Source organism: Pseudomonas saliphila (genome assembly GCF_008638345.1).
GTDB lineage: Bacteria > Pseudomonadota > Gammaproteobacteria > Pseudomonadales > Pseudomonadaceae > Halopseudomonas > Halopseudomonas saliphila.
This window is the reverse complement of sequence record NZ_VTVA01000008.1, coordinates 81,653-108,377: the sequence shown is the minus strand read 5'-3', so window position 1 is coordinate 108,377 and position 26,725 is coordinate 81,653. Positions and strand designations below refer to the sequence as shown.

Genomic DNA, 26,725 nt, shown 5'->3' with positions numbered 1-26,725 from the left:
CGAGCTCGCCGATATGACCGAAACGCCGCCTGAGATTACCCCGACCGAGTTTGATGGCATCTATACCGCTCTGGCCGAAGGCAAGCGGAAGAAGCTGCGCAAACTGCTGCGCGATATCCATCCGGCCAAAATCGCCAGTTTGCTCGAGGTGCTGCCCCCGGTCGATCGCCGGGCGGTATGGCAGCAGGTATCCGACGAGAATGAAGCAGCCATCCTCAGCCATCTGGGCCCGCAGCATGCGCTGGAGTTGCAGCGCGAGCCGCATTTCGACGAGCTGGAACAGGTGCTGCAGCAGGACAAGGTCGAGTCCACCCAGATAGGCCGCGTGCGTGAAGCCCTGGAGGCCGGCAAGTTCAAGCGTGTCGGCAGGGTCTTTCGCGATATGCATCCGGCCAAGGCTGCGGGTCTGTTGGAAGCGCTGCCGCCACCGGAGCGTAGCGCCGTCTGGGACATGCTGGACAGCGAGCGTGCCGGCAAGATTCTGGTTCAGCTGCATGAGGAAGTGCGCGCCAAGCTGGCTCTTGAAATGGGCGAGGATGAGCTGATCGCAGCGGTCCGCAAGCTTGATCTGGACGATCTGGTCGACCTGATCCAGGCGTTGCCCCATGGGCGTGGCCGCCGCCTGCTGCTGTCGATGGACGAGCGCAAGCGCAAACAGCTGGTGTCGATGTTGTCCTACCCGGAGGAGTCGGCCGGTGGTTTGATGAACATTGACCATATCTCCGTACGCGCCGATGTGCAGGTCAGCTCGATCCAGCGTTATCTGCGTCTGCTTGAGGATCTGCCCGACCATACCGACAAGCTGATGGTGGTCGACCGCCATAACCATTATCTCGGCGTGCTGCGCCTGAGCCGCCTGGTGACCAGCGCGCCGGAAGCCAAGGTGCGCGACGTCATGGACGAAGACTTCGAAGCGCTGAATGTGCAGATGTCGAGTCAGGATGTGGCGCGGCGATTCGAGGATCTGGACATGCTCTCGGTGGCGGTGGTGGACGAGCAGGGCAGCCTGCTCGGGCGCATCACGGTGGATGACGTGATGGACATCATCCGTGAGCATTCCGAACGTGCGCTGATGAACATGGCCGGTCTGAACGACGAGACCGATATGTTTGCGCCAGTGCTGACCAGTACCCGTCGGCGATCGGTGTGGTTGGCAATCAATCTGGCAACCGCTTTTCTCGCGGCCTGGGTCATCGGTCAGTTTCAGGCGACGCTTGAACAGATCGTTGCCCTGGCGGTGTTGATGCCGATTGTTGCCAGCATGGGCGGGATTGCCGGGAGTCAGACGCTGACGCTGGTGATTCGCGGTCTGGCGCTGGGGCAGGTCGAGGGCGGTAACGCCAAGGTACTGCTCGGCAAGGAGATGGGCATCGGCCTGTTGAACGGCCTGATATGGGCGATAGTGGTCGCAGGGTTAGCCTATTTATGGTTTGGCAGCGTGCAAATCGGCGGCATCATCGGCGCCGCGGTTCTGCTTAACCTGCTCTGCGCGGCGCTGGCTGGGCTCGCGATTCCGTTGATACTGCAACGTTTCGGCATCGATCCGGCGCTCGCCGGCAGCGTTATCCTCACTACCGTGACCGACGTCGTCGGCTTCTTTGCCTTTCTCGGCCTGGCGACACTGCTGCTGTTGTAATCGACCGATTCCCGACGGATCAATCTGCGTAATATCTGAGGACGTCCATACTGGTTGTTGCGGTCTGCTCGCTGGCGGGCCGACTGATCAACTTTCAGGGGGCAGGTATGACCATCAAAGTAGGCATCAACGGCTTCGGCCGTATCGGCAAGTTGGCGGTGCGCGTCGCCTGGGACTGGCCGGATGTGGAGTTTGTGCAGATCAATGATCCCTCCGGTGATGCGGCGACCCACGCTCATTTGCTCAATTTCGACTCCATTCACGGGCGCTGGCAGTATGAAGCGAGTGCCGAAGCCGCCGGGCTGGTGATCGGCGGCAAGACTGTGCGGCTGGCCGCCAATCGCGCAATCGCCGATACCGACTGGTCGGATTGCGATCTGGTCATCGAGTCCAGCGGCGTCAACAAGAAGATGTCGGCTCTGCAGGGCTACCTGGATCAGGGCGTCAAGCGTGTGGTGGTCAGCGCGCCGGTGAAGGATGAGGGCGCACTGAACATCGTGATGGGCGTCAATGAGCATCTGTATGATCGCGAGCGGTATCGCGTGGTCAGTGCAGCCTCGTGCACCACCAATTGCCTGGCACCGGTGGTCAAGGTACTGCAGGAGCAACTCGGCATTCGCCACGGCTCGATCACCACCATTCACGGGCCGACCAACAGTCAGGGCATCCTTGATAAACCGCACAAGGATATACGCCGGGCCCGCGCCGCCGGTCTGAGTTTGATCCCCACCAGCACCGGTTCGGCTGCAGCCATCGCCGAAATCTTTCCCGAGCTCAAGGGCAAACTCAATGGCCAGGCGGTACGGGTGCCCATCGCCAACGCCTCGCTGACCGATTGTGTGTTCGAGATGGAAGGGCCGACCACCGCCGAGCAGGTCAATGCCTGGTTCAAGGCCGCTGCCGAGGGCGAGTTGAAGGGGATCATGGGCTATGAGGAGCGACCATTGGTATCCATCGATTATCGAACCGACCCGCGCTCCTCGATCATCGACGCATTATCGACCATGGTAATCAACGGTACCCAGGTCAAGGTCTACGCCTGGTATGACAACGAGTGGGGCTATGCCAACCGCACCATGGAACTGGCACGCCTGGTTGGCAGCGCAGATTAGTCCCTGGTTGGCTCGCTGTCGGGGCGGGCAGGATGTTCAACCTGCAGGCTGGTTCGCTGTCGCACCTCTGGAGTGTTGCAGCCGATAGGCGCTGGCCAGACCAATCAGCGCCACCAGCATGCCGGCCAGCCCAATCATGGGCAGTGAGAAGCTCTGGGTAACCTGCGCGCCAAGCGCTGCACCAGCGCCCTGACCGAGGAACATCATCGAGCCATTGAGCGCCATCACGACCTGCCGCGCCTGAGGCGCCGCGTCCATCAGTTGCGCCTGGACAAGTGGGCTTATGGTGAACAGTGCAGCGGAACCCAGCAGCACCGCCGACCCCAGTCCCAGCCAGCTGTACAGACCGAGCCCGTTCAGCCAGAGCATGGAGCACAGATAGAGCAGCTGGGTCAGAGCGATGATCATGAAGATGCATTTCAGTAATCGCCCGGCATGCTCGGCTGAGGCAAACTTGCCAGCGATGACGATGCCGAATATCGCGCCAACGCCCACCAGCATTTGCGAGAGGGCTACCTTGCTGGTGCTGCCTATGATGGTCTCCATTACCGGGGCAATATAGGGAATGACGCAGAAGGTGGCGCTGAAGGCAGTCAGCGTCATCAGTAGCAGTCGCCGCACCGGTGGCTGCCAGCCCTTTAACAGGAGCGCCCAGCCGGTGTGATCCTGACTGACGACGCGGGGCAGGGTGAACCGAATGGCCAGGGCCGAGCTGAAGCACAGCACGGACGCGAGCAGGAAGGTTGAGCGCCAGCCAAAGTAACCGCCGATGAGACTGCCGGCTGGCATGCCAAACAGAAAGGCGATGACCATGCCGCCCATTACCGTCGCCAGCGCCGAGGCACGTTTTTCCGGCGGGAACAGACTGGCGACCACGGCGGGAACCACTGGAATCACCAGGGTGGCCGCGAGCCCGGCGACGATCCGCAGACCGATCAACTGGCCGAAGGTGCCGGCCAGCGAGGCCACCAGATTGATACAGCCCAGTACGGTCAGCGCCATCCAGAGCAGGCGTCGGCGTTCCAGGCGGCCGGTGCGCAGTGCAATAAAGGGGGCGGTGACGGCATAGGTCAGCGCGTAGGCTGCAGCGAGGTAGCCACCGGTGGTCGCACTGATGCCAAAGTCGGCGGCCAGCTCTATCAGCAGGCCGGCAAACACGAAGGTCTGGGTGCCAATCGCGCAGGTGGCTGTGGTGAGTGCGAGAAGATTGCGGTTCAATACAGTTGCCTCAGCAGGGGAAGCCGACATCAATCCAGCGCTGAGGATACCTCAGGGCTCCAGTGTCAGGCTCGTGTAGCAGGGTATTCAGGGCGTCTATGCGCGCATCATGCCCAAACGCTCCGGAGCTGTGGACCATTAGACGAATGGTGAGGTAAGTTGGAACTTTATTGGCAGCGCTACTTCGAAATGTTTCATTGCCGGTCCGGCACGCACTTGTTCAAGGAGACACCCATGACCTGCTCATCGCCATCCATGGCTGTTACCGGCAGGCGGATCCCTGCGCTATGGGCGAGCCTGCTATTGCTCTTCGTTTCTCTGCAGGTCGTTGCGCCGGCATACGCCGAGGAAGCGGGGATGCACGGTAAGGTCGCTATTATTACCGGTTCCAGTCATGGCCTCGGCCGCGAACTGGCCCTGCTGGGGGCGAAGGAAGGCATGCGTCTGGTGCTGGTGGATATGCGCCCGGCACCCTCCGAACAACTGGCCGAGCAGATCCGCACCCAGGGTGGTCAAGCAGTGGTCGTGGAGGCCGACCTGGCCGACCCGGAGCAGCGGCCGCAGGTGATCGAAGCGGCCATGAAGCATTACGGACAGATCGACTACCTGTTCAATAACGCCGGCTATTCCTATCTGGCGACACTCGAACAGATGGATATCGGTCAGGCCAAACATATGTTCGAGGTCAACTACTGGGCCTATGCTGATCTTACGCAGCGGGTGATACCCATTATGCGCGAACAGGGCGGCGGCACTATTCTCAATGTCTCGTCGATCCTGGGTATGCGTGCCGGTCCCTCCGGACTTGGACATTACTCAGGCAGCAAACATGCCCTTCATGGGCTGTTCCAGAGCGTCGCTGTGGAGCTTGAGGAAGACAATATCAAGGTCTTTGTCGCAGCGCCGGGCGGCATGCGCACTCATATAGGAAAGCATTCAGTCGGTCCCCTGGTCTCCGAAGAAGATCGCGCCGCCGACTGGGAAGATCCGGCCATCCCTGCCCGGGACATCTTCGAAATGATCAAGGGTGACGAGGTTATCTTCAATCCAGGCTATATAGGTCGCTAGTCAACCAGTCTGGCTGGCCCAGCCGTGGCACTAACCACGGGTTAGGCAGTCTGAGGGAGACCAAGACCAATAGAACAGGGGAAACACATGTCCAATGAAGGTTACCACGAGCCCATAGCTGAGCTGACTGACAAGACTCGCGATATGCATCGTGCGATTGTATCGCTCATGGAAGAGCTTGAAGCCGTTGACTGGTACAACCAGCGCATGGACGCCTGCAAGGATCCGGAGCTGCGTGGCTTGCTGGAGCACAACCGTGACGAAGAGAAAGAACACGCGGCGATGGTGCTCGAATGGATCCGCCGCCGTGACCCTGTCTTCGATGAACAGCTGCGCAAGTATCTGTTCAAGGATGACGCCTCACTCGAGCACGATTGAGCAGGCGCCGGCGCGGTCCTTCAGAGGTCGGTCAATTCAACCATCAAGTCGTCTGCAAGATTTTCCAGATCGTTACGTAACGCGACCAGATCCGTCTGCGGGTATACGCCCAATCGCGCTTCGGCCTTGAACAGCACGTCTGCACTCATGGGTGCAGGCGCGCACTCGGTAAGCAGCTCTTCGACATTGACGCCATGCCGCGCCAGTACACCCGACACCTCGTGCACAATACCTGGCCGATCATTGCCCACCAGATTCAGGCGGAGCAGGTGCTGTTCGGGTTGTTCCGCCTGACCGCTGATCGCTACCTGGACGTTGATACCCAGGCTGGTCAGACCTTCCAGATCCACCCGCAGGGGTTCGACCTTGTCTTCAGCGATGTCCACCAGCAGTATCCCGGCAAACTGACCGGCCATGCGCGACATGCGGCTCTCCAGCCAATTGCCGCCGTGCTGGCTGATGGTCTGGGCAACGCTTTCCACCAAGCCGGGCTTGTCGGCGGATATGACTGTCAGTACGAGCGGCGTGTTCATGGTAGAGCTCCTGTTGAGTGCGTCTTGTTGGGTGCGGCTGGGTGCTGATCATTATGACGGCAAGCCGATCCGGGCTCTGGTCATCATAATCGGACCGAGCGAGATATTCGAGGCGCTGGGTGGCTGGTCGTTCCGTGCGATCAGTCGGATCGCCGGCAACAGCCTCGCACACATCTCCAGACAATTGCAGGCCAAGCATCTGTATAATGCCGCCCCGACAGAATGTTCTGCCGATCCATCATCCAGGAGTCCGCAATGAATCTCCCCAGTCTGCGTCTGAAATCCAACAGTGATCGCCGTATAAAAGGCGGACACCTCTGGGTGTTCAGTAATGAGGTAGATACAGTCCAGACTCCGTTGACGGTGCTCGAGTCGGGACAGGAAGTGCGCATTGAAACCAGTACGGGCAAGTTTCTCGGCCTGGCCACGGTCAGCCCTAATAATCTGATCTGTGCCCGGCTGCATAGCCGTGACGCTGGCACGCCACTGGACAAGTCACTGTTGGTGCATCGATTCAAGATCGCGTTGAGCCTGCGTGAGAGACTGTTCGATAAGCCCTTCTACCGCGTGGTATATGGCGACTCTGACCTGTTGCCCGGCCTGGTTGTCGATCGCTTCGCTGATTACCTCGTCGTGCAGATTGCCACCCCGGGCATGGAGCGGGCGCGCGAAGCTATCATCGAGGCGCTGGTCCAGGTCTTCAAGCCGGCCGGCATTCTGTTCAAGAACGACGGCGCGGCGCGTGCTGCTGAGGATCTGCCGTCCGTGGTGGAGGCGGTACATGGCGAGGTACCGGAACGGGTCGCGCTGGAGGAGAACGGTGTGCATTTCGAAGCGCCAGTCTGGACCGGTCAGAAAACCGGCTGGTTCTACGATCACCGCATGAACCGCGCCCGTCTGCAGCCTTATGTTGCCGGTAAGCGCGTGCTGGATCTGTACAGCTATATCGGCGGCTGGGGCGTGCAGGCAGCAGCCTTCGGTGCCAGCGAAGTGATGTGTGTGGACAGTTCGGCGCCGGCGCTGGATCTGGTCGAGCACAATGCATCGCTCAATGGTGTGGCGGACAAGATGTCAATCGTTGAAGGTGATGTGCTGGAGGCCCTGCGCGAGTTGAAATCCAGCGGCGAGAAGTTCGACGTGGTCATTGCTGATCCGCCTGCCTTCATCAAGAAGCGCAAGGACATCCGCAATGGCGAAGCGGCTTACCGCCGGCTGAACGAGCAAGCGATGCGCCTGCTCAACAAGGACGGCATTCTGGTCTCAGCCTCCTGCTCCATGCACCTCGCCGAAGACCGCCTGCGTGACACGCTGCTTGCTGGCAGCCGCCACCTGGACCGGAATCTGGTTATCACTGAGCGCGGCTTCCAGGGCCCGGATCACCCGCTACACCCGGCCATTCCCGAAACCGGCTATATCAAAGCCTTCTTCTGCCGAGTGCTACCGGTCTGAACTAGTGCTTTGGGGCCCGCGGCCAGATCGCCGTGACGGTTCGGCGCCCCAGTCACGCCACAAAAGGTGATGGTGATCTCAGATCTATTTTGTGGGAGGGGCGACCCGCCGCGATTGGCGTCCGCAGGACGCCCAGGGTTTCCGAGGATGACGGAAACCCTCAATCCCGCAGACTGATTATCTCCCAGCCCTTGTCCTTCGCATGCGCACGCAGCTTCTCGTCGGGATCAACCGCCACGGGACGATCGACCATGCTCAGCAACGGCAGATCGTTGTATGAGTCACTGTAAAAGCACGCTCCATCCAGGCTTTGATCGTTCTCCATCAGCCAGCGCTCCAGGCGCGTGACCTTGCCTTCCCTGAAGCAGGGAATGTCGGTGGTCCTGCCGGTATAACGGCCGTCGGCGCGCTCGCATTCAGTGGCCAACAAAATTTCAATGCCCAGCCTGGCTGCGATCGGGCCGGTCACGAAGCGGTTGGTGGCCGTGATGATCATCAGCGTATCCCCCGCTTTGCGGTGCTCCTCGATCAACTCGATGGCCTTCGGCAGCATGATCGGATCGATCATGTCCCTCATGAATTGCTGATGCCAGGCGTCCAGATGCTCCTCGGGGTGTTCGCCGAGCATCTGCAGGCAGAAGTTAAGGTACACCTCGATATCCAGTCGCCCGGCCAGGTAATCGTTGAAGAACTGATCATTGCGCTCCTGGTAGGTGGCAGCGTCTACGATGTTCTGATCGACGACGAACTCGCCCCAGGCGTGATCGCTGTCGCCGCCGAGCAGTGTGTTGTCGAGGTCAAAAATGGCCAGTGGCACGGTGCACTCCTGTAAGGTTGGGATCAAGGCCACAAGGATAATCCAGGCGCACGCCAAATGCTTGAGCTGCAGGCTATTTATGCAATTGCTGCGCTGCGCGTCTTTGTGGAACAATGCGGTGACACCCGAGTAAGGATAAAGGCTGTGATCGACCCCGATGGTTTCCGTCCAAATGTAGGCATTATCCTGACCAATGGGTTGGGGCAGGTGCTATGGGCGCGGCGAATCGGTCAGGATGCCTGGCAGTTTCCCCAGGGCGGTATTCAACGCAACGAGAGTCCTGAACAAGCCCTTTATCGTGAATTGCACGAGGAAGTCGGGCTGATGCCCGAGGACGTCGAGATTCTTGCCTGCACTCGTGGTTGGCTGCGCTATCGTCTGCCGCAGCGGCTCATTCGCAGTCATTCACAACCCATCTGTGTAGGTCAGAAGCAAAAGTGGTTTTTGTTGCGGCTCAAGACTGACGAGGCGCGAGTCTGCATGACCAAAACCCCCAAACCCGAATTCGACGGCTGGCGTTGGGTCAGCTACTGGTATCCGCTGGGGCAGGTCGTACCCTTCAAACGGGACGTGTACCGCCGCGCGATGAAAGAGCTGGCGCCGCGATTACCCATTGGCGAGTTATACGAATGTTAAGCATGCTGACCACGCTGCGGCGAATCGTTCAGGAGGTCAACTCGGCAAAGGATTTGGCCACTGCCCTGAACATTATCGTCGAGCAGGTCCGCGAAACCATGGGCACGGAAGTGTGCTCGGTTTACCTTTTTGAGCCAGGTGCCGGACGTTACGTTCTGATGGCAACCAAGGGCCTCAATCCGGACGCGGTGGGCCGGGTCAGCCTGGCCAGCAACGAAGGTCTGGTTGGTTATGTCGGTAATCGGGAAGAGCCGGTTAACCTCGAAGACGCTGCCGCCCACCCCAAGTACCGCTATTTTGCCGAGACTGGCGAAGAGCGTTTCGCCTCCTTTCTGGGTGTTCCCATACTCCATCACCGTCGGGTGATGGGTGTGTTGGTGGTTCAGCAGAAAGAGCGCCGCCAGTTTGATGAGGGCGAAGAATCTTTCCTGGTGACCATGAGCGCCCAGCTCGCCGGGGTCATCGCGCATGCGGAGGCGACCGGTTCGATCCGTGGCCTCGGCTGGGGTGGCGAAGCCGTTCAGGACACCCGTTTTGTTGCGGTGCCCGGCGCGCCGGGTGTCGCCATCGGCCAGGCGGTCGTGGTGTTGCCGCCTGCTGATCTGGCGTCAGTTCCGGACAAGCCGGTCGTCGACCTGGAGGCAGAGCTGGCGCTGCTGCAACGCGCCCTCGAGGCAGTGCGCAACGACATGCAGACATTGTCTCGTCGGCTTTCCTCGCAGCTGCGGCCCGAAGAGCTGGCACTGTTCGATGTGTACCAGATGATGCTCGACGACTCTGCGCTGGGTAACGAGATAACCACCGGGATCCGCAACGGCCAATGGGCCCAGGGCGCGCTGCGCGATGTGGTCAATGCCCACGTCAATCGGTTCGAGATGATGGACGACCCCTACCTGCGTGAGCGCGCCTCGGACGTCAAGGATCTGGGACGGCGGATTCTGGCGTATCTGCAGGAAGCCGGTAAGCGGGAGCTGGTGTTCCCCGACAACACCATTCTGGTCAGCGAAGAACTATCTCCGGTAATGCTGGGTGAAGTGCCAAAGGACAAGCTGGTCGGGCTGGTCTCTGTGCTGGGTTCGGGCAGCTCCCACGTGGCGATTCTGGCGCGTGCGATGGGCATTCCCACGGTAATGGGCGCGGTGGATCTGCCGTACACCCGTGTTGATGGTATGGAGCTGATCGTTGACGGTAACCACGGCGAAGTCTATTCCAACCCGTCCGCCGAACTGCGCCGCCATTACTATGAGCTGGTTCGCGAGGAGCGCGAGCTGATCCAGGGGCTGGAGAAGCTCAATGAGGTGCCCTGCATAACCCTGGATGGGCATCGCATGCCCTTGTGGGTGAATACCGGTTTGCTGGCGGACGTGGCCAGGTCGCTGGATCGTGGCGCCGAAGGGGTAGGGCTGTATCGCACCGAAGTGCCCTTCATGATCCAGGACCGCTTTCCCAGCGAAAAGGAACAGCAGGCAACCTATAGGGCGCAACTGGAGGCCTTTCACCCGCTGCCGGTCACCATGCGCAGTCTTGATATCGGCGGCGACAAGGCGCTGACGTATTTTCCAATCAAGGAAGACAACCCCTTCCTTGGCTGGCGCGGCATCCGCGTGACGCTCGATCATCCGGAGATCTTTCTGGTTCAGACCCGCGCCATGCTCAAGGCCAGCGAAGGGCTGGATAACCTGCGCATCATGTTGCCGATGATCAGCAGTGTGTATGAGGTAGAAGAGGCGCTGCACCTGATTCACCGGGCCTACAGCGAAGTGTGCGATGAAGGCGTGAAGGTGCACATGCCCCCGGTCGGCGTCATGATTGAGGTGCCGGCAGCGGTGTATCAGGCACGCGAACTGGTGCAGATGGTCGACTTCCTGTCGGTCGGCACCAACGATCTGACGCAGTATCTGCTGGCGGTGGACCGCAACAATCCACGGGTAGCCGACCTGTACCATTCTCTGCACCCGGCGGTGCTGCAGGCATTAGTCAAGATAGCGGACGCCTGCCGCGTCGCGGGCAAGCCCATGAGCGTATGCGGCGAGATGGCGGGTGATCCTGCGGCGGCGGTATTGTTGATGGCAATGGGCTGCGATGTGCTGTCGATGAACGCCACCAATCTGCCCAAGGTCAAATGGCTGCTGCGCCAGATCACTCTCAGCGATGCCAAGGCTTTGCTCGATGAGGTCATTGAGCTGGATAACCCCTATCTGGTCCAGAGCACCCTGCATCTGGCGCTACGCAATATGGGCCTTGGCAAGGTGCTGACTCAGGCGCGGTGATCCGGTCGGTCCGCGCCGAATTCCCAGGTCGACTCCCCGAGCGGAGTACCCATGCTGCCGAAGCGTTTCTCCCTGAATTCGATTCTGCCGCCCGGCGCAATGCGCAGTACGGTGCTGGCGCGGGTGCCATAGGTATCACCGACAATGAACGCGGCGGACAATGCACGCTCCCAGTCCGGATCGATACCGGTGTGCGGTAACAACTCATCCGGGTAGCGCTGACTATCAGCGAGCAGTTCGAGCAGCTGTTCGGTATCAGCATCAGGGCCGGCCTTGCTGAGCCTGTCTCGCAGTGTCTCCAGTTTTGGCCAATGACTGTCGAGCGAATCGTTGGACAGGCCGTAGACCCCAGGCGGCAATGCAACGGGTCGGCCTTCGAGACTGTTGAAATGCCAGAGCTGGTGACGGTCGCCCAGCAGCAGGTTGAAGCCGGCGTAGTCGCCCAACTGCTGCTTCAGCTGTTCAAGAAAAACGTCGGGTGGCTGATCGCCCGCAAGGTAGCCGGTCACCAGGTCGCCGCGGGAGCGGGGACCCTGACGCGCACCAGGTGAGCGGATGTTGGTGAGGGCCGCAAAGCGCTCCGCCCGGGTAACTCCCATCCAGGTTCCGCCGGCTTCAAGATCCTTGCCGGCGAGCAGCTCAGGCTGGCCCTCTTCAGTCCAGAAGGTGGCGGCGCGGGTAGGGCGGGCATGAAATTCATCACGATTGGCAAGCATTACTAACGGCTGTCCGGCAGTCCGCCAGGCAAAAGCAATCAGGCACATAGATCATCTCCAATGGTCCGGGCAGTGTAGCCCGGTCAATGCGGGGAGGGGAAACGCGGCTGTTTTCAAGTACACTAACCGGCTTGTGAGCGGTGCCCGGCGGCGCGGCTTTTGCAGAGATCAGGAGCGGGAACAAAAACTGTGGAATTTCTGATTTATCTCATACTGGGCGGCTTTGCCGGCACCCTGGCAGGTCTGTTTGGTGTCGGTGGCGGCATGATCATCGTCCCGGTGCTGGTCTACAGTTTTGCCGTACAGGGCTTCTCTCCGGACGTACTTACCCATATGGCGGTAGGTACCTCGCTGGCGACCATCGCGTTCACCTCCATCAATGCCATCCGCGCACACCACCTCAAGGGTGCGGTGCGCTGGTCTCTGTTCGCCTGGATGGCGCTGGGCATCGTGTTCGGAACCATCCTCGGCGCCTTCACTGCGGCGCTGCTTGACGGCCCCTTGTTGCAGAAGATCATTGGTGTGTTTGCGATCACTATCGCCATTCAGATGCTATTTGATATCAAGCCCAAGGCCGGTATGGACGTGCCGGGCAAACCCGGTCTGACCGCCGCGGGTGGTGTGATCGGCTGGGCGTCAGCGATCTTCGGTATTGGTGGTGGTTCGCTGACCGTGCCTTTCCTCGTCTGGCGCAGCGTGCCCATGCAGCAGGCGGTGGCGACATCCTCCGCCTGCGGTCTGCCGATCGCTGTGGCGGGTGCGATCAGCTTCATCTGGACCGGCTGGAGCGCCGAGCCGTTGCCGGAGTGGTCGGTCGGCTATGTCTACCTACCCGCTATGGTAGGTATTGCCGCAACCAGCATGCTGTTCGCCGGTTTCGGTGCCCGTCTTGCCCATAAGCTGTCCCAGCGGTTGCTGAAGCGCCTGTTCGCGCTGCTGCTGGTGTGTGTCGGCATTAATTTCTTACTTTAGGATGGTTCCATGCTGACTTACCCCCAGATTGATCCGGTCGCCCTGTCGATCGGCCCGTTACAGATCCACTGGTACGGCCTGATGTACCTCGTCGGTATCGGTGGAGCCTGGTGGCTGGCCGGTCGCCGGCTCGACACCTTCGCGCCCGACTGGTCCCGTGAGAAGCTCTCTGACCTGGTGTTCTGGGTTGCCTTGGGCGTGATCGCCGGTGGCCGGGTGGGTTATATCCTGTTCTACGATTTGGCCTCCTATATTCAGGACCCGACGCTGATTGTGCAGATCTGGAAGGGCGGCATGTCTTTCCACGGTGGCCTGATCGGTGTGTTGCTGGCGGTCTGGTGGTTCGGCCGCCGCAACAACAAGCGTTTTTTCGATCTTATGGATTTTATCGCGCCGCTGGTGCCGATCGGGTTGGGAGCAGGGCGGATCGGCAACTTCATCAATGCCGAGCTCTGGGGCAAGGCCACTGACGTGCCCTGGGCGATGGTGTTTCCCACCGACCCGCTGCAACTGGCGCGGCATCCGTCGCAGCTCTATCAGTTCGCGCTGGAGGGGGTGGCCCTGTTCGCCATCCTCTGGATCTATTCCCGCAAGCCGCGCCCGACCATGGCGGTGAGTGGACTCTTCGGCATCTGCTATGGCGTGTTCCGCTTGGTCGTGGAATTCTTCCGCGAACCGGACGCGCACCTTGGCTACCTTGCCTTCGGCTGGCTGACCATGGGTCAGCTGTTATGTATTCCAATGATTCTGATCGGCGCAGCGATGATGTGGTGGGCCTACAGCAAAGGGGACGTGAAGCATGAAACAGTATCTTGACCTGATGCGCCTGGTCCGCGAACACGGGACCTTCAAGAGCGACCGTACCGGGACTGGCACCTACAGTGTGTTCGGTCATCAGATGCGCTTTGATCTGGCTGAGGGCTTCCCGCTGGTCACGACCAAGAAGTGCCATCTGAAGTCGATCATCCATGAACTGCTGTGGTTCTTGCAGGGCGACACCAATATTGCCTACCTGAAGCGCAATGGTGTTTCGATCTGGGATGACTGGGCCGATGAGAACGGCGATCTTGGGCCCGTCTATGGTTACCAGTGGCGTTCCTGGCCCTCGCCGAACGGCGGCTCGATCGACCAGATCAGCAAGCTACTGGAGATGATCCGCAGCAACCCCGATTCGCGGCGCCTGATTGTCTCGGCCTGGAACCCCGCGCTGGTCGACGATATGGCGCTGCCGCCGTGTCATGCGCTATTCCAGTTTTACGTGGCTGACGGCAAGCTGAGCTGCCAGTTGTATCAGCGCTCGGCGGATATCTTCCTTGGCGTGCCCTTCAATATCGCCAGCTACGCACTGCTGACCTTGATGGTGGCCCAGGTGTGCCAGCTCGAGCCGGGGGAGTTCATCTGGACCGGCGGCGATTGCCACCTCTATGCCAACCACATCGAGCAGACCGACCTGCAGTTGACCCGCGATCCCTTCCCGCTACCGCGGATGGTGCTCAATCCCGAGGTCACCGATCTGTTCGCTTTCACGTTTGAAGACTTCAGTCTGCAGAACTACGAGGCGCACCCACATATCAAGGCGCCGGTGGCGGTATGACGAGTGTTGTGCGCATTGCCATGATCGCCGCCATGGGGCTGAACCGGGTGATCGGGCGCGACAATCAGTTGCCCTGGCATTTGCCCGAAGACCTCAAATACTTCCGCAGCATGACCTGGGGCAAGCCGATCGTCATGGGTCGTAAGACCTTCGAGTCGCTCGGTCGCCCATTGCCGGGCCGCACCAATATCGTGGTGACAGCCCAGTCGGATCTTGAGCTGCCGGGCGCCAAGGTAGTGGGTTCGCTGGAGGAGGCTCTGTCTGCGGCCAGCAACCAGGCCGAACTGGATGGTGTCGATGAAATCATGATCATTGGCGGCGCCAAACTTTATGAACAGATGCTTGGCCAGACAGACCGCATTTACCTCACGCTGGTTGAGGCTGAGCCTGATGGGGATGCCTGGTTCCCGGAATTGCCCGACGGGCAGTGGAAACTGGTCGAGGAGAGAGTGGTGGCGGCGGGGGAAGATTACCCGGCGCACCGTTATCAGGTGCTGGATCGGGTTTAGAATTTCAGAAAACTCGGGGCGGGTAACCGCCCCAAGATCTCTAAGAGGCTCTATCCAAGAGCCTTAAATGTCATCGAGCATCGCTTTATTTCGCACCGCACCCTTGTCCGCACTGGTAGCCAGCAGCGCGTAGGCTTTCAGCGCTGTAGTCACCTTGCGTGGGCGGATCTCCACAGGCTTCCAACCCTTCTGGTCCTGCTCAATCCGACGCTGCGCCAGTTCGTCATCGCTCACCAGCAGGTTAATGCTGCGGTTCGGGATGTCGATTAGGATCTTGTCGCCATTGCGTACCAGACCGATAGCGCCGCCGGCAGCGGCTTCCGGCGAGGCGTGGCCGATGGACAGGCCTGAGGTGCCGCCGGAGAAGCGTCCGTCGGTCAGCAGCGCACAGTCAGCGCCCAATCCCTTGGATTTCAGATAGCTGGTCGGATAGAGCATTTCCTGCATGCCCGGGCCGCCCTTCGGGCCTTCGTAGCGGATGATGACCACGTCGCGCGGCTTCACTTCATCGGCAAGAATGCCTTTGACTGCCGAGTCCTGGCTTTCGTAGATCCGCGCGGACCCTTCGAAGACATGGATGGACTCATCGACGCCAGCGGTCTTGACCACACAGCCATCCATTGCGATGTTGCCATAGAGCACAGCCAGGCCGCCCTCGCTTGAATAGGCATGCTCGACGCTACGGATGCAGCCGTTGGCACGGTCGTCATCCAGCGAATCCCAACGGGTCGACTGGCTGAAGGCGGTCTGCGTGGGGATACCTGCCGGGCCGGCGCGGAAGAAGGTGAGGACGTCTTCATCATCGGTCTGGGTGATGTCCCACTTGGCAATGGCTTCTTCCAGGCTTGGGCTGTGCACCGTGGCAGCGTCGGTGTGCAGCAGGCCGCCGCGTGCCAGGGAGCCGAGAATGCTGAAGATGCCGCCAGCGCGGTGCACGTCTTCCATATGGTATTTCTGGATATTGGGCGCCACCTTGCACAACTGCGGCACGCGGCGAGACAGGTCGTCGATCGCGCGCAGGTCGAAATCGATCTCGCCTTCCTGGGCGGCGGCGAGGAGGTGCAGAATGGTGTTGGTGGAACCGCCCATGGCGATATCCAGCGTCATCGCATTCTCGAACGCCCGCACGTTGGCGATGTTGCGCGGCAGAACGCTTTCATCGCCTTCGCCATAGTAGCGCTGGCACAGATCAACGATGGTGCGGCCAGCACGCAGGAACAGCTGTTCCCGGTCGCTATGGGTGGCCAGCATGGAGCCATTGCCCGGCAGCGCCAGGCCCAGAGCTTCGGTCAGGCAGTTCATGGAGTTGGCAGTGAACATGCCGGAGCAGGAGCCGCAGGTAGGGCAGGCACTGCGCTCGTATTCGGCAACTTTTTCGTCGCTGGCGCTCTCGTCCGCAGCGATGACCATGGCATCAACCAGGTCCAGGCCGTGGCTGGCAAGCTTGGTCTTGCCAGCTTCCATCGGGCCGCCGGAGACGAAGACGACCGGTATATTCAGGCGCAGCGCGGCCATCAGCATGCCGGGGGTGATCTTGTCGCAGTTGGAGATGCAAACGATGGCATCAGCGCAGTGCGCATTGACCATGTACTCCACTGAATCGGCGATGATCTCGCGCGATGGCAGCGAATAGAGCATGCCGTCATGGCCCATGGCGATGCCGTCGTCGACGGCGATGGTATTGAATTCCTTGGCCACGCCACCAGCCCGCTCGATTTCCCGTGCCACCAGTTGCCCCATATCCTTCAGGTGCACGTGCCCTGGCACGAACTGGGTAAAGGAGTTGGCGACGGCAATGATCGGTTTCTTGAAATCTTCGTCCTTCATCCCCGTGGCGCGCCATAGCGCGCGGGCACCGGCCATGTTGCGGCCGAAGGTGGACGTTTTCGAGCGGTAATCAGGCATGACGGTTATCTCGTTGTGCGTTGCGTTGCGATGGGCAAGCATATCAAATCAGCCGCGTGCAGGCAGCAGCGGCGCATGAGAGGTACAGGGTAAAGGGGTGGCGCGGCAATTGCCGCGCGGGTCCCGAAGCGCTTAGAGCGCCTTTTCGAATACCTTGGAATTACGCTGGTAGTTGTACAGTGAGGCGCGCTTGGCTGGCAGGCGTTCCACACTGCTGGGAATAAAGCCGCGCTCGCGGAACCAGTGGGCGGTGCGGGTAGTGAGCACAAACAGCGTATCCAGCTTCAGTGCGCGTGCCTGGGCCTCGATGTGCTCCAGCAACTCGTCACCGCGGCCGCCGTGACGGTAATTCGGGTCGATCGCGACACAGGCAAGCTCCGCCGCACTGGAGTCTTCGAGCGGATACAGTGCCGCGCAGCCGATGATCATGCCGTCGCGTTCAATGAGGGTGAACTGGCTTATCTCGGTCTCTAGTATCTCCCGCGAACGCCGCACCAGAATCCCGGCTTCCTCGAGCGGGCGAAGCAATTCCAACAACCCGGCCACGTCATCGACAGTTGCGGTGCGAACCTGCTCGAAGTTTTCCTGGGTGACCAGGGTGCCGCCGCCATCGCGGGTGAACAGCTCCGTGAGCAGCGCACCATCGTCGGCATAGCTAATGATATGGCTACGCCGCAGGCCGTTGTTGCACGCCTTGCACGCCGCTTTCAGCAGGGCGCCTGGCAAGCTGTTGCCAAGCCGATTCAATATCGGCACGGCACGGGTCGGTTTCAGTTCGCGCAGCAGCGAGCCATCAGCATCCAAGATGCCGGCGTCCGGGCCGAACAGGATCAGCTTGTCCGCTTCAAGTGCGCTGGCCGCGCTGGTGGCGACGTCTTCGCAGGCCAGATTGAACACCTCACCGGTTGGCGAATAGCCAATAGGTGAGAGCAGCACGATGGAGTTTTCGTCCAGGTGCGCGCTGATCGCCTTGCGGTCGATGCGCCGCACTTCACCGGTGTGATGGAAATCGATGCCGTCGACCACACCAATCGGCTTGGCGGTGACGAAGTTACCGCTGACGACGCGTCGTCTGGAGCCCTGTCCAGACGCGGTGCAGAGCCTGGCTTCGATCGCGATCCGCAAGCTGCCCACCGCATCCATGACGCAGGCGAGGGTGTCGCTGTCGGTGACGCGCAGATCCCGATAATAGTGCGAGTCGATACCGCGCGCAGTCTGCCGTTCTTCAATCTGCGGTCTCGAGCCATGCACCAGCACCAGCCGTACACCCAGGCTGTTGAGCAGCATGATGTCATGCATGATGTTGGTGACGTTCGGATGCGCGAGCGCCTCCCCTGGGAGCAGCACGACGAAGACGCGGTCCCGGTGGGTATTGATATATGGCGTCGAATGGCGAAACCAATTGACGTAATCGTGCATGCGGCTCATCCGTGCAAAAGCAGCAGTTTAGGGACATTCGGCGATGCGCTTCAAGCGCTGTGTGCGGCCTCGTCGCGCAAGGCTATGCCAACGGCCTGTAACAAAGGCAAGATAGTCTCCATAGAGCCATTGAAGAGAGGTTAATGTGAGCCCGAATCCCGACCCGATTGTTGTCCATTCGGCTGAAGAAGCCGTCGAACGCCTGGCGGCCCTGTATGAACAGGCCACCTCCGCCTTGAGTCAGGCACTCAAGCATTACCTGAAAGATCGCAAGCTGCCGAGCGAGGCCCAGAGCCGGCTGTTTCGTTATCCCGAACTGCGTCTGACCTATGATGCCCAGGGCGAAGCGGCCACCAGCGTGCGTGCTTACGCAAAGGTGCAGGTGCCGGGTACCTACAGCGTGACAGTCACCCATCCGCGCGCCTTCAGAAAATATCTGCTTGAACAGTTGGGCCCCTTGATGCGCGATTACACCGTTAAGGTCGAGGTGGGCGTCAGCGATCAGAACATTCCTTACCCCTACGTGGTGGATCAGGGTAATGAGCTTGCCGGCTCAGGCGTGACCGCCCGCGAGCTGGCGCGCTATTTTCCCAGTACTGATCTCTCAGCCGTCAGTGACAGCAATGCCGATGGTCTGCACGACTGGGAAAATACCGACCAACTGCCGTTGTCGCTGTTCGACGCCTCGCGGGTGGATTTTTCCCTGCGGCGACTGGTGCATTACACCGGCAGCGACTGGCAGCACGTGCAGCCCTGGATTCTGCTGACCAACTACCATCGGTATGTCGACCAGTTCATTCGCTATGGTCTGGACATGCTCGCCAGCGATTCACGCTTTGTGCGCATGGTCATGCCTGGCAACGTGGTTATTGAGCGGGGGATGGACGAAGGCGAAGTGACGGCGTTGGTGGAAGGTGTTGTATGGCACCGCTATCAGATGCCGGCCTACCATCTGATCGCCGATGACGGCCACGGCATTACCCTGGTCAATATCGGCGTGGGCCCGTCCAACGCCAAGAACATTACCGACCACCTGGCCGTGCTGCGCCCGCATTGCTGGCTGATGATCGGCCATTGCGGCGGACTGCGACAGTCACAGAATATTGGCGATTATGTGCTGGCCCACGCCTACATGCGCCGTGATGGCATCCTTGATCGGGTATTGCCGCCGCACATTCCGCTGCCGGCGCTGGCCGAGATTCAGATGGCCCTGCAGGAAGCCGCCGCGCAGGTGACAGGTGAGCGGGGGGATGACCTCAAGCGCCGACTGCGCACCGGTACGGTGTTGACCTATGACGACCGTAACTGGGAGCTGCGCTGGGCTCAGGAGCGGCCGCTGATCAACCAGGCGCGCGCCATCGCGGTGGATATGGAAAGCGGCACCATCGCCGCCCAGGGTTACCGTTTGCGGGTTCCCTACGGCACCCTGCTGTGTGTGTCCGACAAACCCCTGCATAGTGAGATCAAACTGCCCGGCGCAGCGGGAGCCTTCTATGAACGGGCAGTGACTCAACACCTGCATATCGGCATCGCGGCGCTGGACCTGCTGCGCGGTCAGCTCAACTCGCTGCATTCGCGCAAACTGCGCAGCTTTGATGAGCCACCGTTCAGGTAGGGGTCTTCCTCACCAATGCCGCCGCCTGGTTTGAACCCCAGGGCGTCTTGCAGACGCCATCGCGGCGGGTCGGCCCGCCCACAGTTGGTAAGGGCAGCACGATAGTATTCTGTGGGAGGCGTGACTCACGGCGATCTGGCCGCCAGGCCAGTTGTTGCACTGCCTAAACCAGAAGCAAGGGCGTCTTGCAGACGCCGTCGGGCCGGGGGCGACCCTCCCACAATTGACATTGCGTCAGTACATGACCTCACGCACTCATACAAAACCGCTCAATCAACTGCTTCAATATCTTTACGGTCGGGTCGATGCGATCCATTGCCAGAAATTCGTCGGGCTGGTGGGCCTGGTCGATGTCGCCGGGGCCGAGGATGATTGTTTGCATGCCTATCTGGTTGAGATAGGGGCCTTCGGTGGCAAAAGCCACGCTGCCGGCGCTGTAACCAGTGAGCTGTTCACAGGCTTGAACCAGCGGCGCATTGGCGGGGGTATCCATCGGCGGAACGCCGGGGAACAGCGGAAAATAGTCGATCTTGATTTGCTGTTCGGCGGCAATGACCTTCAAGCGGGCGTCGATCTCGGCGCGCAGTGCATCAGGATCCATGCCGGGCAGCGGACGGATATCGAATTCCAGGGCACAGGTGCCGCAGATCCGGTTCGGATTATCGCCGCCGTGAATGCATCCGAGATTCATCGTCGGCACTGGCACACTGAACAATGGATTCTGCCAGCGTCGCTGCCAGTCGGTCCTCAGGGTAATGAGTTCGCCGATCACACTGTGCATGGCCTCCAACGCATTGCGGCCCAGTGATGGATCGGATGAGTGGCCGGCCTGGCCGGTAATCTCCACCCGTTCCATCAGAATGCCCTTGTGCACCCGAATGGGCTTCAAGCCTGTTGGCTCGCCGATGACCGCATGGCGAGCGTGATGCAGATCGCTGGCAACCAGCGCCCGTGCGCCGGTCATGGCGCTTTCTTCATCGGCGGTGGCTAGCACGATCAGCGGGCGACGAAACGGCCGGCCCAGATAATCCTTCACCGCTTCGATGATCAGCGGGAAAAAACCCTTCATATCGCAGCTGCCCAACCCGTACCAGCGGCCATCCGCTTCGGTCAGGGCGAAGGGGTCCATGTTCCAGCGTTCGGGGTTACATGGCACGGTGTCGGTATGCCCGGCCAGCACCAGGCCGCCAGGCCCGCTGCCGAGAATAGCCACCAGATTGGCCTTGCCCGGCTGGCCTTCGATAGGCTGGATATCACAGACAAAGCCCAGCTCCTCGAGCCAGGCTGCCAGGAGGTTGATTACCTCCATGTTGGATTGGTCAAGCTCCGGCTGGGTGCAGCTTATGGACGGGGCTTTGAGCAGCGCTTCGAATTGCGACTTGAGAGAGGGTAAACCCATGCGTGGCTCCTGGGGTATGTGGCCGTTCCGTCGAGAGCCGTGACGAAACGACAACAGACCCTGGCGACGTAAGCTGAATGATCAGGTTACGTCACTGGGAGCAGGGAGTCAGCCGAAGATGGCCGTAAGAATGAAGAAGAACAGGATCGACAATGCCGCGCCTGCTGGCAGGGTGACCAGCCAGGAGCTGAAGATGCGGCCGATCACATGCAGGTTGAGGGCACCGATACCGCGTGCCAGGCCAACCCCGAGCACCGCACCGACCAGCGTGTGCGTGGTGGAGACCGGAAGGCCGATGGATGACGCGCCGACCACCGTCGCGGCGGTAGCCAATTCCGCAGCGAAGCCGCGGCTCGGCGTCAACTCGGTGATGTGCCGACCAATGGTCGCGATCACGCGATAACCGTAGGTAGCCAGGCCAACCACGATACCGGCGCCGCCCAGAAGCAGGATCCAGCCGGGCACCAGAGTGGTTTCGCCCATCTGTCCGCCACTCTGCAACACGCCGACGATCGCTGCTAGCGGGCCTACCGCGTTGGCCACATCGTTCGAGCCGTGAGCAAACGCCATGGAGCAGGCGGTGAAGATCATCAATACGGCAAAGACTTTCTCGACGCTGGCGAAATAGAACGTCTTGTCGGCTTCCGGGTCGACCTTGATGCGAGACAGCAGTATCAAGCCCAGCCCAGTGACCATCAGTCCAATAAGCGTGGCCAGGCCAAGCGCTTGCCAGCCGGATATATCCAGCCCCACGTGCTTGAGGCCCTTGGTCACAGTCATCAAGGTGACCAGAAAACCCACCGCAAACATGTAGAAGGGCACGTAGCGCTTGGCGTTATCGAAGGGCGTTTCAGTATTCAGGATTAGCTTGTGCACGCTGAGGAAGATAGTGAAAGCGACCACACCCGAGAGGACGGGGGAAATGACCCAGCTGGAAACGATGGGGATCACACCGGCCCAGTTCACCGCGTCAAACGAGACACCGACGGCACCGAAGCCAATCACCGCGCCAATAATCGAGTGGGTGGTCGAGACCGGCCAGCCGCGGGTGGAGGCAATGAATAGCCACGAGCCTGCGGCCAGTAGCGATGCCAGCATGCCGAACACCATTTGTTCAGGGCTGATCATGCTCGAATCGAGAATGCCGTTTCTTACCGTTTGGGTAACTTCACCACCCGCCAGATAAGCGCCGAGAAACTCGAATACGATGGCGATCATTATCGCCTGCTTGATCGTCAGCGCCCGGGAGCCGACCGAAGTGCCCATGGCATTGGCGACGTCGTTGGCGCCTATGCCCCATGCCATGAAGAAACCGAAAAGGCAGGCGAGGATCAACAGCACGGTGCCGTATTCTGCGATGAGGGTCATAATCGAAATGCTCTATTGGTGTGCTTGTAAGGGCTGGCCTAAAGGAATGCAGTCGTCTCATTCACGTGAAACGACAACAGCTTTAGCGGGCCATCAATAATTCGAGGCGATTTCCAACGCGTTGCGCCCGGTCTGCTACGTCACCAATCCATTCGATGATTTTGTACAGAAACATGACGTCTACTGGCGGAAGGTCCTTTTCCAATAGATATAAATCTGCGCGCAACTTGATCTGCATGTTGTCGGTGTCATGCTCAATGCCGTCGAGTTCGTCAATGAGCTTTTCGACCAGCGTGACTTCGCGACCGGAGAACCCGGTTTCAAGCAGTTCGTCCAGCTCGTTCATCGCGCGCAGAGCCTGCGCTGCAGCGTCGACTGAGCGACTGACAAAAGCTTTGAAACTGGGCTGCAATGGCCCTGGAATAGTCATCTTGCGGCCAAGCATGAGCCCCGCGATATCCTTGGCGCGATTGGCTACTTTGTCCTGTACACTCAGCAGTTCCAGCAGGTCCGAGCGTGGCACAGGCAGAAACAGGCTCTTGGGCAGGTGCACCCGCACGTCCTTTTTCAGCTTGTCAGCGGCGCGCTCCAGCTCCGCGATTTCCTGCTGAAGACGTTCTGCTTCGGTCCAGTCATCGGCGATAACGGCATCGATAAAGTCGTTCAGCTTCGCGGCGCACTCATGAGCCTTGGCAATATGCATTTGCATGGGGCCGATAGGCGAGCGACCGAACAGGCTGAGAAATGGATTGGTGGGCATGAAGGCTCCAAGGCTGTTTAAGGCCGCAAATTATAGATGTTGATCTCCGCCACGTCACCCAACCGGTATCAACGTCGCGTCCGGCGAAACTATACAGAGAATTACCATGGTTAAAGAAACAGAAATCAAACTCCGAGTGACGCCCGAAACCCTGGCGGCATTACGTGAACACCCGTTATTTGCCGAGAGGCTATCCGGCGAATGGCATTCCGGGCCGCTGTATAACCAATATTACGACACCGCTACACGGGATCTCTCCGCAGCGAAGGTTGCTTTGCGGCTGCGGCGCGATGGTGACCAGTATATACAGACGTTGAAAAGTCGCGGCCAGAGCGTTGCCGGCCTGTCCGAACGCAACGAGTGGGACTGGCCACTGAGCCAGGATCACCTGGATCTCGCCCTGCTGGATGACAGCTGCTGGCCCGAGGCGCTGGCGGATCTGGATCTGAAACAGCTCCAGCCATTGTTCACCACCGACTTTCAACGCACCCGGGCGATGATCACATGGGAACGCGACGGTGAGCCGGTCGAAGTAGAAGTGGCGCTTGATGAAGGCAAGGTGATTGCCGGTGAGCGTGAGGAGCCGATCTGCGAGCTCGAACTGGAGGTGCGTCAGGGGCCAGCCGTCGCCGTACTGGAGCTGGCCGCAACCCTCGCCGCTGACCTGCCGCTGATGCCCTGTGACATAAGCAAGGCCGAACGCGGTTACCGGCTGTTCGATCCGGCCAGCTATGCGCTCAAACCCGCCTTTGCCCAGTGGCATGCCGAGTCCACCGTGGATGAGGTTATCGCTGGCGCTGGCTGGCAGTTGCTGGGGCACACCCAGCGTCTTGCCGAGCAGTATCGCCATACCGGGCAGTGGAAACTGTTCCGCGACCTGACCACGCATCTCACTATGCTGCGGGCGTATTTCGGCGTCTTCGATCTGGCGCTGCCGCGCTCCGCCGGGCAGTCCTTTGTGCAGCCGCTTGATCAGCTGATTAGCGCGTTTCGTCCGCTGGCGCTGGCCGGCTGGGCCGATGATGAGGCCGGACAGGCTGCGCGCGATCAGGCGTCGGTGCTGTTCAATGAAGTCGTGCAGGATCGCGCCTGGGGCGAGTTGTTTATCTCGCTGGCATTGTGGCTGCATCAATCCGGCTGGAAGCAGGCGCGCCCACCACGCGGCGACAAGATTGGCGCACTGGCAGTGCCGCGCTGGTTGTTAGCCGCGGTCGCCAAGGAAATCCAGAGTCTTATCGTGCCGCATCACAACGAACCGGACGCCTCCGTCAGCGAGTGGATGGATCAGCAGCCGCGGCTGGCTCGTCTGTATTTTCTGCTGTCCGGCTTCCGTCAGCTGCTGGAAGTGCCAGAGGCTGATCGGTTGTACGGCGAACTGAACAAGCTGCAGGCCCTGCTTGAGCAGTATCCGCTGGTCGAGGCAGAGCAGCGACCGGCCTTGCTGGCTGCGCTGCGCAAACAAGGCCAGCGGCTGCGCAGGCTGGACGCCTGGAGAGAGCTGAATAACTGAGACGCCAAGCGAGACAAGGAGTAAGGGATGCTGCATCTGAAGGAACTCGCAATAGCCGAAAGTGACCGCTTACTGGATCTGACCGACCTGCTCAAGGCCTTGGTGGGGCAGGGCCGTCTGGATCTGGACACTGCCGAGCAAGTCAGCACGCTGCGGCGCTCGGCTGTTGGCGAGACGCAATCGCTGCATCCGCTTGAGTTTATTGCCGCGCAGCATCTCGACGATCTCGCCAACCCGGGCAAGAAGCTTGATCTGGAAAGTCTCAGTCGTTGGCTCGCCGTCGAGGCGGGCCAGCCGTTCTACCGTATCGATCCGCTGAAGATCAATGTCGCCGAGGTGACGCCGCTGATGTCCTTTGCCTTCGCGCAGCGGCACCGGATCCTTGCGGTTGAGGTCAATGAGCGCCAGGTCACCATTGCCAGCGCTCAGCCACTGGTGAGCAGCTGGGAAGCCAATCTTACCCACGTACTCAAGCGCGAAATCCTGCGCGTCGTCGCCAATCCGGCGGACATCCAGCGGTACTCGCTGGAGTTCTACCGTCTGGCCCGCTCAGTCAGCGGCGCCAACAACAGTGAGCAGAAAAACACCAGTATCGGCAACTTCGAGCAGCTGCTGAATCTCGGCAATATGAGTCAGGAGCCCGATGCCAACGACGCCCACGTCGTCAATATCGTCGACTGGCTGTTTCAATACGCCTTCGAGCAGCGTGCCAGTGACATTCATATCGAGCCGCGCCGTGAGACTGGCAGCGTCAGGTTGCGCATCGACGGTGTGCTGCACACGGTGTACAGCTTTCCGCTGCAGGTAGCCGTGGCGGTGGTCAGCCGGCTGAAAACCCTGGGCCGGATGAACGTGGCTGAAAAGCGCAAGCCGCAGGATGGCCGGGTAAAAACCAAATCGCCGCAGGGCAATGAAGTCGAACTGCGGTTATCGACTTTGCCGACGGCTTTTGGCGAAAAGATGGTCATGCGGATCTTCGACCCGGATGTATTGCTACGCAGTTTCGACCAGCTGGGGTTTTCCGCTGAAGATCGGCGGCGCTGGCAGGACATGGTCGGCCAGCCCAATGGTATCGTGCTGGTAACCGGCCCCACGGGCTCGGGCAAGACCACCACCCTGTACACCACACTGAAGAAGCTGGCGACCCCCGAGGTTAACGTCTGCACCGTGGAAGACCCGATCGAGATGGTTGAGGAAAGCTTCAATCAGATGCAGGTGCAGCACAATATCGATCTCAATTTCGCCAGCGCGGTCCGTGCCCTGATGCGCCAGGATCCGGACATCATCATGATTGGCGAAATACGCGATCTGGAAACAGCGGAAATGGCGATCCAGGCTGCGCTGACCGGACACTTGGTATTGTCCACCTTGCATACCAACGATGCGCCCAGCTCGGTCAGCCGCCTGATTGAACTGGGGGTACCGGCCTATCTGATCAAGGCCACGGTGCTCGGCGTCATGGCCCAGCGGCTGGTGCGCACCCTGTGTCCGCACTGCAAGGTCCCGACGCAGGTAGATGCGGCCGCCTGGCGCGAGTTGACCCGTCCGTGGAATGCGCCGTTGCCGGCGCATGCGCACCGCCCGGTCGGCTGCCCGGAATGCCGGGAGACCGGGTATCGGGGGCGAGCCGGCGTGTATGAGCTGATGCCCCTGGGCGAGAGCCTCAAGCCGTTGGTGCAATCGGATATCGACCTCAACGCGCTGCGCCGCCAGGCCTACAAGGAAGGCATGCACAGCCTGCGTCTGTCCGGCGCGCAGAAGGTTGGTGCCGGGCTGACTACCATTGAGGAAGTCCTGCGCGTTACGCCGACCAGCCAGCAGAGCTAACTGGCCATAGCCGC

At 60.3% G+C, this 26,725-nt stretch carries 24 protein-coding genes; 15 read left to right on the top strand and 9 right to left on the bottom strand.

Features of this window, described 5'->3' with window-relative positions:
• The first annotated feature begins 13 nt into the window (after positions 1–13).
• Together mgtE and FHK95_RS10810 are read left to right on the top strand one after the other, a co-directional pair.
• The gene (mgtE, locus tag FHK95_RS10815) at positions 14–1,636 is read left to right on the top strand and encodes a magnesium transporter (protein WP_150304628.1); all 1,623 of its coding nucleotides are present in this window, start codon (positions 14–16) and stop codon (positions 1,634–1,636) included.
• 107 nt (positions 1,637–1,743) lie between these two features.
• Entirely contained in the window at positions 1,744–2,748 is a 1,005-nt protein-coding gene (locus FHK95_RS10810; protein ID WP_150304627.1) for an ArsJ-associated glyceraldehyde-3-phosphate dehydrogenase, read from the top strand.
• 36 nt (positions 2,749–2,784) lie between these two features.
• On the opposite strand, the gene FHK95_RS10805 is transcribed toward FHK95_RS10810, so the two are convergent.
• Positions 2,785–3,966: an MFS transporter gene (locus FHK95_RS10805; RefSeq protein WP_178114763.1), complete on the bottom strand. Its 1,182-nt coding sequence runs from the start codon at positions 3,964–3,966 to the stop codon at positions 2,785–2,787.
• A gap of 234 nt (positions 3,967–4,200) precedes the next feature.
• On the opposite strand from FHK95_RS10805, the gene FHK95_RS10800 reads away from it, so the two are divergent.
• Entirely contained in the window at positions 4,201–5,034 is an 834-nt protein-coding gene (locus FHK95_RS10800) for an SDR family NAD(P)-dependent oxidoreductase (protein ID WP_206668562.1), read from the top strand.
• An 87-nt stretch (positions 5,035–5,121) separates the two neighbouring features.
• Complete coding sequence (locus tag FHK95_RS10795; protein WP_150304625.1) at positions 5,122–5,412, top strand: encapsulin-associated ferritin-like protein; 291 nt, start codon at positions 5,122–5,124, stop codon at positions 5,410–5,412.
• A gap of 20 nt (positions 5,413–5,432) precedes the next feature.
• On the opposite strand, the gene FHK95_RS10790 is transcribed toward FHK95_RS10795, so the two are convergent.
• Positions 5,433–5,945, bottom strand: a complete 513-nt coding sequence (locus FHK95_RS10790; RefSeq protein ID WP_150304624.1) for a glycine cleavage system protein R — start codon at positions 5,943–5,945, stop codon at positions 5,433–5,435.
• A 13-nt stretch (positions 5,946–5,958) separates the two neighbouring features.
• Here FHK95_RS10790 and FHK95_RS10785 point away from each other — a divergent pair, with 13 nt between their 5' ends.
• Positions 5,959–6,204 carry a hypothetical protein gene (locus FHK95_RS10785; protein WP_150304623.1) on the top strand — a complete coding sequence of 82 codons (246 nt, stop codon included), beginning with the start codon at positions 5,959–5,961 and terminating at the stop codon, positions 6,202–6,204.
• Complete coding sequence (locus FHK95_RS10780; protein WP_150304622.1) at positions 6,201–7,394, top strand: class I SAM-dependent rRNA methyltransferase; 1,194 nt, start codon at positions 6,201–6,203, stop codon at positions 7,392–7,394. Before FHK95_RS10785 ends, FHK95_RS10780 begins: the two co-directional genes overlap by 4 nt.
• A gap of 160 nt (positions 7,395–7,554) precedes the next feature.
• Here the strand turns inward: FHK95_RS10780 and FHK95_RS10775 are convergent, their stop codons facing one another.
• The gene (locus tag FHK95_RS10775) at positions 7,555–8,211 is read right to left on the bottom strand and encodes a histidinol-phosphatase (RefSeq protein WP_150304621.1); all 657 of its coding nucleotides are present in this window, start codon (positions 8,209–8,211) and stop codon (positions 7,555–7,557) included.
• A 144-nt stretch (positions 8,212–8,355) separates the two neighbouring features.
• Here FHK95_RS10775 and FHK95_RS10770 point away from each other — a divergent pair, with 144 nt between their 5' ends.
• Together FHK95_RS10770 and ptsP are read left to right on the top strand one after the other, a co-directional pair.
• Entirely contained in the window at positions 8,356–8,847 is a 492-nt protein-coding gene (locus tag FHK95_RS10770) for an RNA pyrophosphohydrolase (protein ID WP_150304620.1), read from the top strand.
• Positions 8,848–8,849: 2 nt separating this feature from the next.
• Positions 8,850–11,117 (top strand): phosphoenolpyruvate--protein phosphotransferase, encoded by a 2,268-nt coding sequence (gene ptsP, locus FHK95_RS10765; protein WP_150304711.1) that lies wholly within the window; start codon positions 8,850–8,852, stop codon positions 11,115–11,117.
• Here ptsP and FHK95_RS10760 read toward each other — a convergent pair.
• Entirely contained in the window at positions 11,105–11,881 is a 777-nt protein-coding gene (locus FHK95_RS10760; protein ID WP_150304619.1) for an NRDE family protein, read from the bottom strand. The two genes, ptsP and FHK95_RS10760, sit on opposite strands and share 13 nt — an antisense overlap.
• Positions 11,882–12,022: 141 nt before the next feature.
• On the opposite strand from FHK95_RS10760, the gene FHK95_RS10755 reads away from it, so the two are divergent.
• From FHK95_RS10755 to FHK95_RS10740, 4 genes are read left to right on the top strand one after another with little or no spacing between them, the layout of a single operon-like run.
• Positions 12,023–12,805, top strand: coding sequence for a sulfite exporter TauE/SafE family protein (locus FHK95_RS10755; RefSeq protein WP_150304618.1), 783 nt, complete (start codon positions 12,023–12,025; stop codon positions 12,803–12,805).
• 9 nt (positions 12,806–12,814) lie between these two features.
• Positions 12,815–13,621, top strand: a complete 807-nt coding sequence (lgt, locus tag FHK95_RS10750) for a prolipoprotein diacylglyceryl transferase (protein WP_150304617.1) — start codon at positions 12,815–12,817, stop codon at positions 13,619–13,621.
• Positions 13,605–14,399, top strand: coding sequence for a thymidylate synthase (locus FHK95_RS10745; RefSeq protein ID WP_150304616.1), 795 nt, complete (start codon positions 13,605–13,607; stop codon positions 14,397–14,399). The genes lgt and FHK95_RS10745 overlap by 17 nt, the downstream gene beginning before the upstream one ends.
• A complete protein-coding gene (locus tag FHK95_RS10740; protein WP_150304615.1) occupies positions 14,396–14,908 on the top strand; it encodes a dihydrofolate reductase in 513 nt (170 codons plus the stop codon). Before FHK95_RS10745 ends, FHK95_RS10740 begins: the two co-directional genes overlap by 4 nt.
• Before the next feature lie 63 nt (positions 14,909–14,971).
• Here FHK95_RS10740 and ilvD read toward each other — a convergent pair whose 3' ends face one another.
• Positions 14,972–16,813, bottom strand: a complete 1,842-nt coding sequence (gene ilvD, locus FHK95_RS10735; RefSeq protein WP_150304710.1) for a dihydroxy-acid dehydratase — start codon at positions 16,811–16,813, stop codon at positions 14,972–14,974.
• A 132-nt stretch (positions 16,814–16,945) separates the two neighbouring features.
• Positions 16,946–18,232, bottom strand: a complete 1,287-nt coding sequence (gene argA, locus FHK95_RS10730; RefSeq protein WP_150304614.1) for an amino-acid N-acetyltransferase — start codon at positions 18,230–18,232, stop codon at positions 16,946–16,948.
• Between the two features lie 145 nt (positions 18,233–18,377).
• Here argA and amn point away from each other — a divergent pair, with 145 nt between their 5' ends.
• Entirely contained in the window at positions 18,378–19,847 is a 1,470-nt protein-coding gene (amn, locus tag FHK95_RS10725; protein WP_150304613.1) for an AMP nucleosidase, read from the top strand.
• Positions 19,848–20,094: 247 nt separating this feature from the next.
• On the opposite strand, the gene argE is transcribed toward amn, so the two are convergent.
• The 3 genes from argE to FHK95_RS10710 form a co-directional block, all read right to left on the bottom strand.
• Positions 20,095–21,246: an acetylornithine deacetylase gene (gene argE, locus FHK95_RS10720; protein WP_150304612.1), complete on the bottom strand. Its 1,152-nt coding sequence runs from the start codon at positions 21,244–21,246 to the stop codon at positions 20,095–20,097.
• A gap of 108 nt (positions 21,247–21,354) precedes the next feature.
• Complete coding sequence (locus FHK95_RS10715; protein WP_150304611.1) at positions 21,355–22,614, bottom strand: inorganic phosphate transporter; 1,260 nt, start codon at positions 22,612–22,614, stop codon at positions 21,355–21,357.
• A gap of 82 nt (positions 22,615–22,696) precedes the next feature.
• Positions 22,697–23,374 (bottom strand): TIGR00153 family protein, encoded by a 678-nt coding sequence (locus FHK95_RS10710; RefSeq protein ID WP_150304610.1) that lies wholly within the window; start codon positions 23,372–23,374, stop codon positions 22,697–22,699.
• A gap of 106 nt (positions 23,375–23,480) precedes the next feature.
• Between FHK95_RS10710 and FHK95_RS10705 the strand changes: the two genes are divergently transcribed.
• Positions 23,481–24,884: a CYTH domain-containing protein gene (locus FHK95_RS10705; RefSeq protein WP_150304609.1), complete on the top strand. Its 1,404-nt coding sequence runs from the start codon at positions 23,481–23,483 to the stop codon at positions 24,882–24,884.
• 27 nt (positions 24,885–24,911) lie between these two features.
• Positions 24,912–26,711 (top strand): GspE/PulE family protein, encoded by a 1,800-nt coding sequence (locus FHK95_RS10700; RefSeq protein WP_150304608.1) that lies wholly within the window; start codon positions 24,912–24,914, stop codon positions 26,709–26,711.
• Positions 26,712–26,725 lie beyond the last annotated feature (14 nt).

Coding starts and splice junctions, on each gene's coding strand:
- FHK95_RS10705 (WP_150304609.1), top strand. CDS start 23,481: ATGGTTAAAGAAACAGAAATCAAACTCCGAGTGACGCCCGAAACCCTG.
- ptsP (WP_150304711.1), top strand. CDS start 8,850: ATGCTGACCACGCTGCGGCGAATCGTTCAGGAGGTCAACTCGGCAAAG.
- FHK95_RS10790 (WP_150304624.1), bottom strand. CDS start 5,945: ATGAACACGCCGCTCGTACTGACAGTCATATCCGCCGACAAGCCCGGC.
- ilvD (WP_150304710.1), bottom strand. CDS start 16,813: ATGCCTGATTACCGCTCGAAAACGTCCACCTTCGGCCGCAACATGGCC.
- FHK95_RS10780 (WP_150304622.1), top strand. CDS start 6,201: ATGAATCTCCCCAGTCTGCGTCTGAAATCCAACAGTGATCGCCGTATA.
- FHK95_RS10745 (WP_150304616.1), top strand. CDS start 13,605: ATGAAACAGTATCTTGACCTGATGCGCCTGGTCCGCGAACACGGGACC.
- FHK95_RS10715 (WP_150304611.1), bottom strand. CDS start 22,614: ATGACCCTCATCGCAGAATACGGCACCGTGCTGTTGATCCTCGCCTGC.
- FHK95_RS10800 (WP_206668562.1), top strand. CDS start 4,201: ATGACCTGCTCATCGCCATCCATGGCTGTTACCGGCAGGCGGATCCCT.
- FHK95_RS10795 (WP_150304625.1), top strand. CDS start 5,122: ATGTCCAATGAAGGTTACCACGAGCCCATAGCTGAGCTGACTGACAAG.
- FHK95_RS10710 (WP_150304610.1), bottom strand. CDS start 23,374: ATGCCCACCAATCCATTTCTCAGCCTGTTCGGTCGCTCGCCTATCGGC.
- argE (WP_150304612.1), bottom strand. CDS start 21,246: ATGGGTTTACCCTCTCTCAAGTCGCAATTCGAAGCGCTGCTCAAAGCC.
- FHK95_RS10810 (WP_150304627.1), top strand. CDS start 1,744: ATGACCATCAAAGTAGGCATCAACGGCTTCGGCCGTATCGGCAAGTTG.
- lgt (WP_150304617.1), top strand. CDS start 12,815: ATGCTGACTTACCCCCAGATTGATCCGGTCGCCCTGTCGATCGGCCCG.
- FHK95_RS10700 (WP_150304608.1), top strand. CDS start 24,912: ATGCTGCATCTGAAGGAACTCGCAATAGCCGAAAGTGACCGCTTACTG.
- mgtE (WP_150304628.1), top strand. CDS start 14: ATGACCGAAACGCCGCCTGAGATTACCCCGACCGAGTTTGATGGCATC.
- argA (WP_150304614.1), bottom strand. CDS start 18,232: ATGCACGATTACGTCAATTGGTTTCGCCATTCGACGCCATATATCAAT.
- FHK95_RS10760 (WP_150304619.1), bottom strand. CDS start 11,881: ATGTGCCTGATTGCTTTTGCCTGGCGGACTGCCGGACAGCCGTTAGTA.
- FHK95_RS10740 (WP_150304615.1), top strand. CDS start 14,396: ATGACGAGTGTTGTGCGCATTGCCATGATCGCCGCCATGGGGCTGAAC.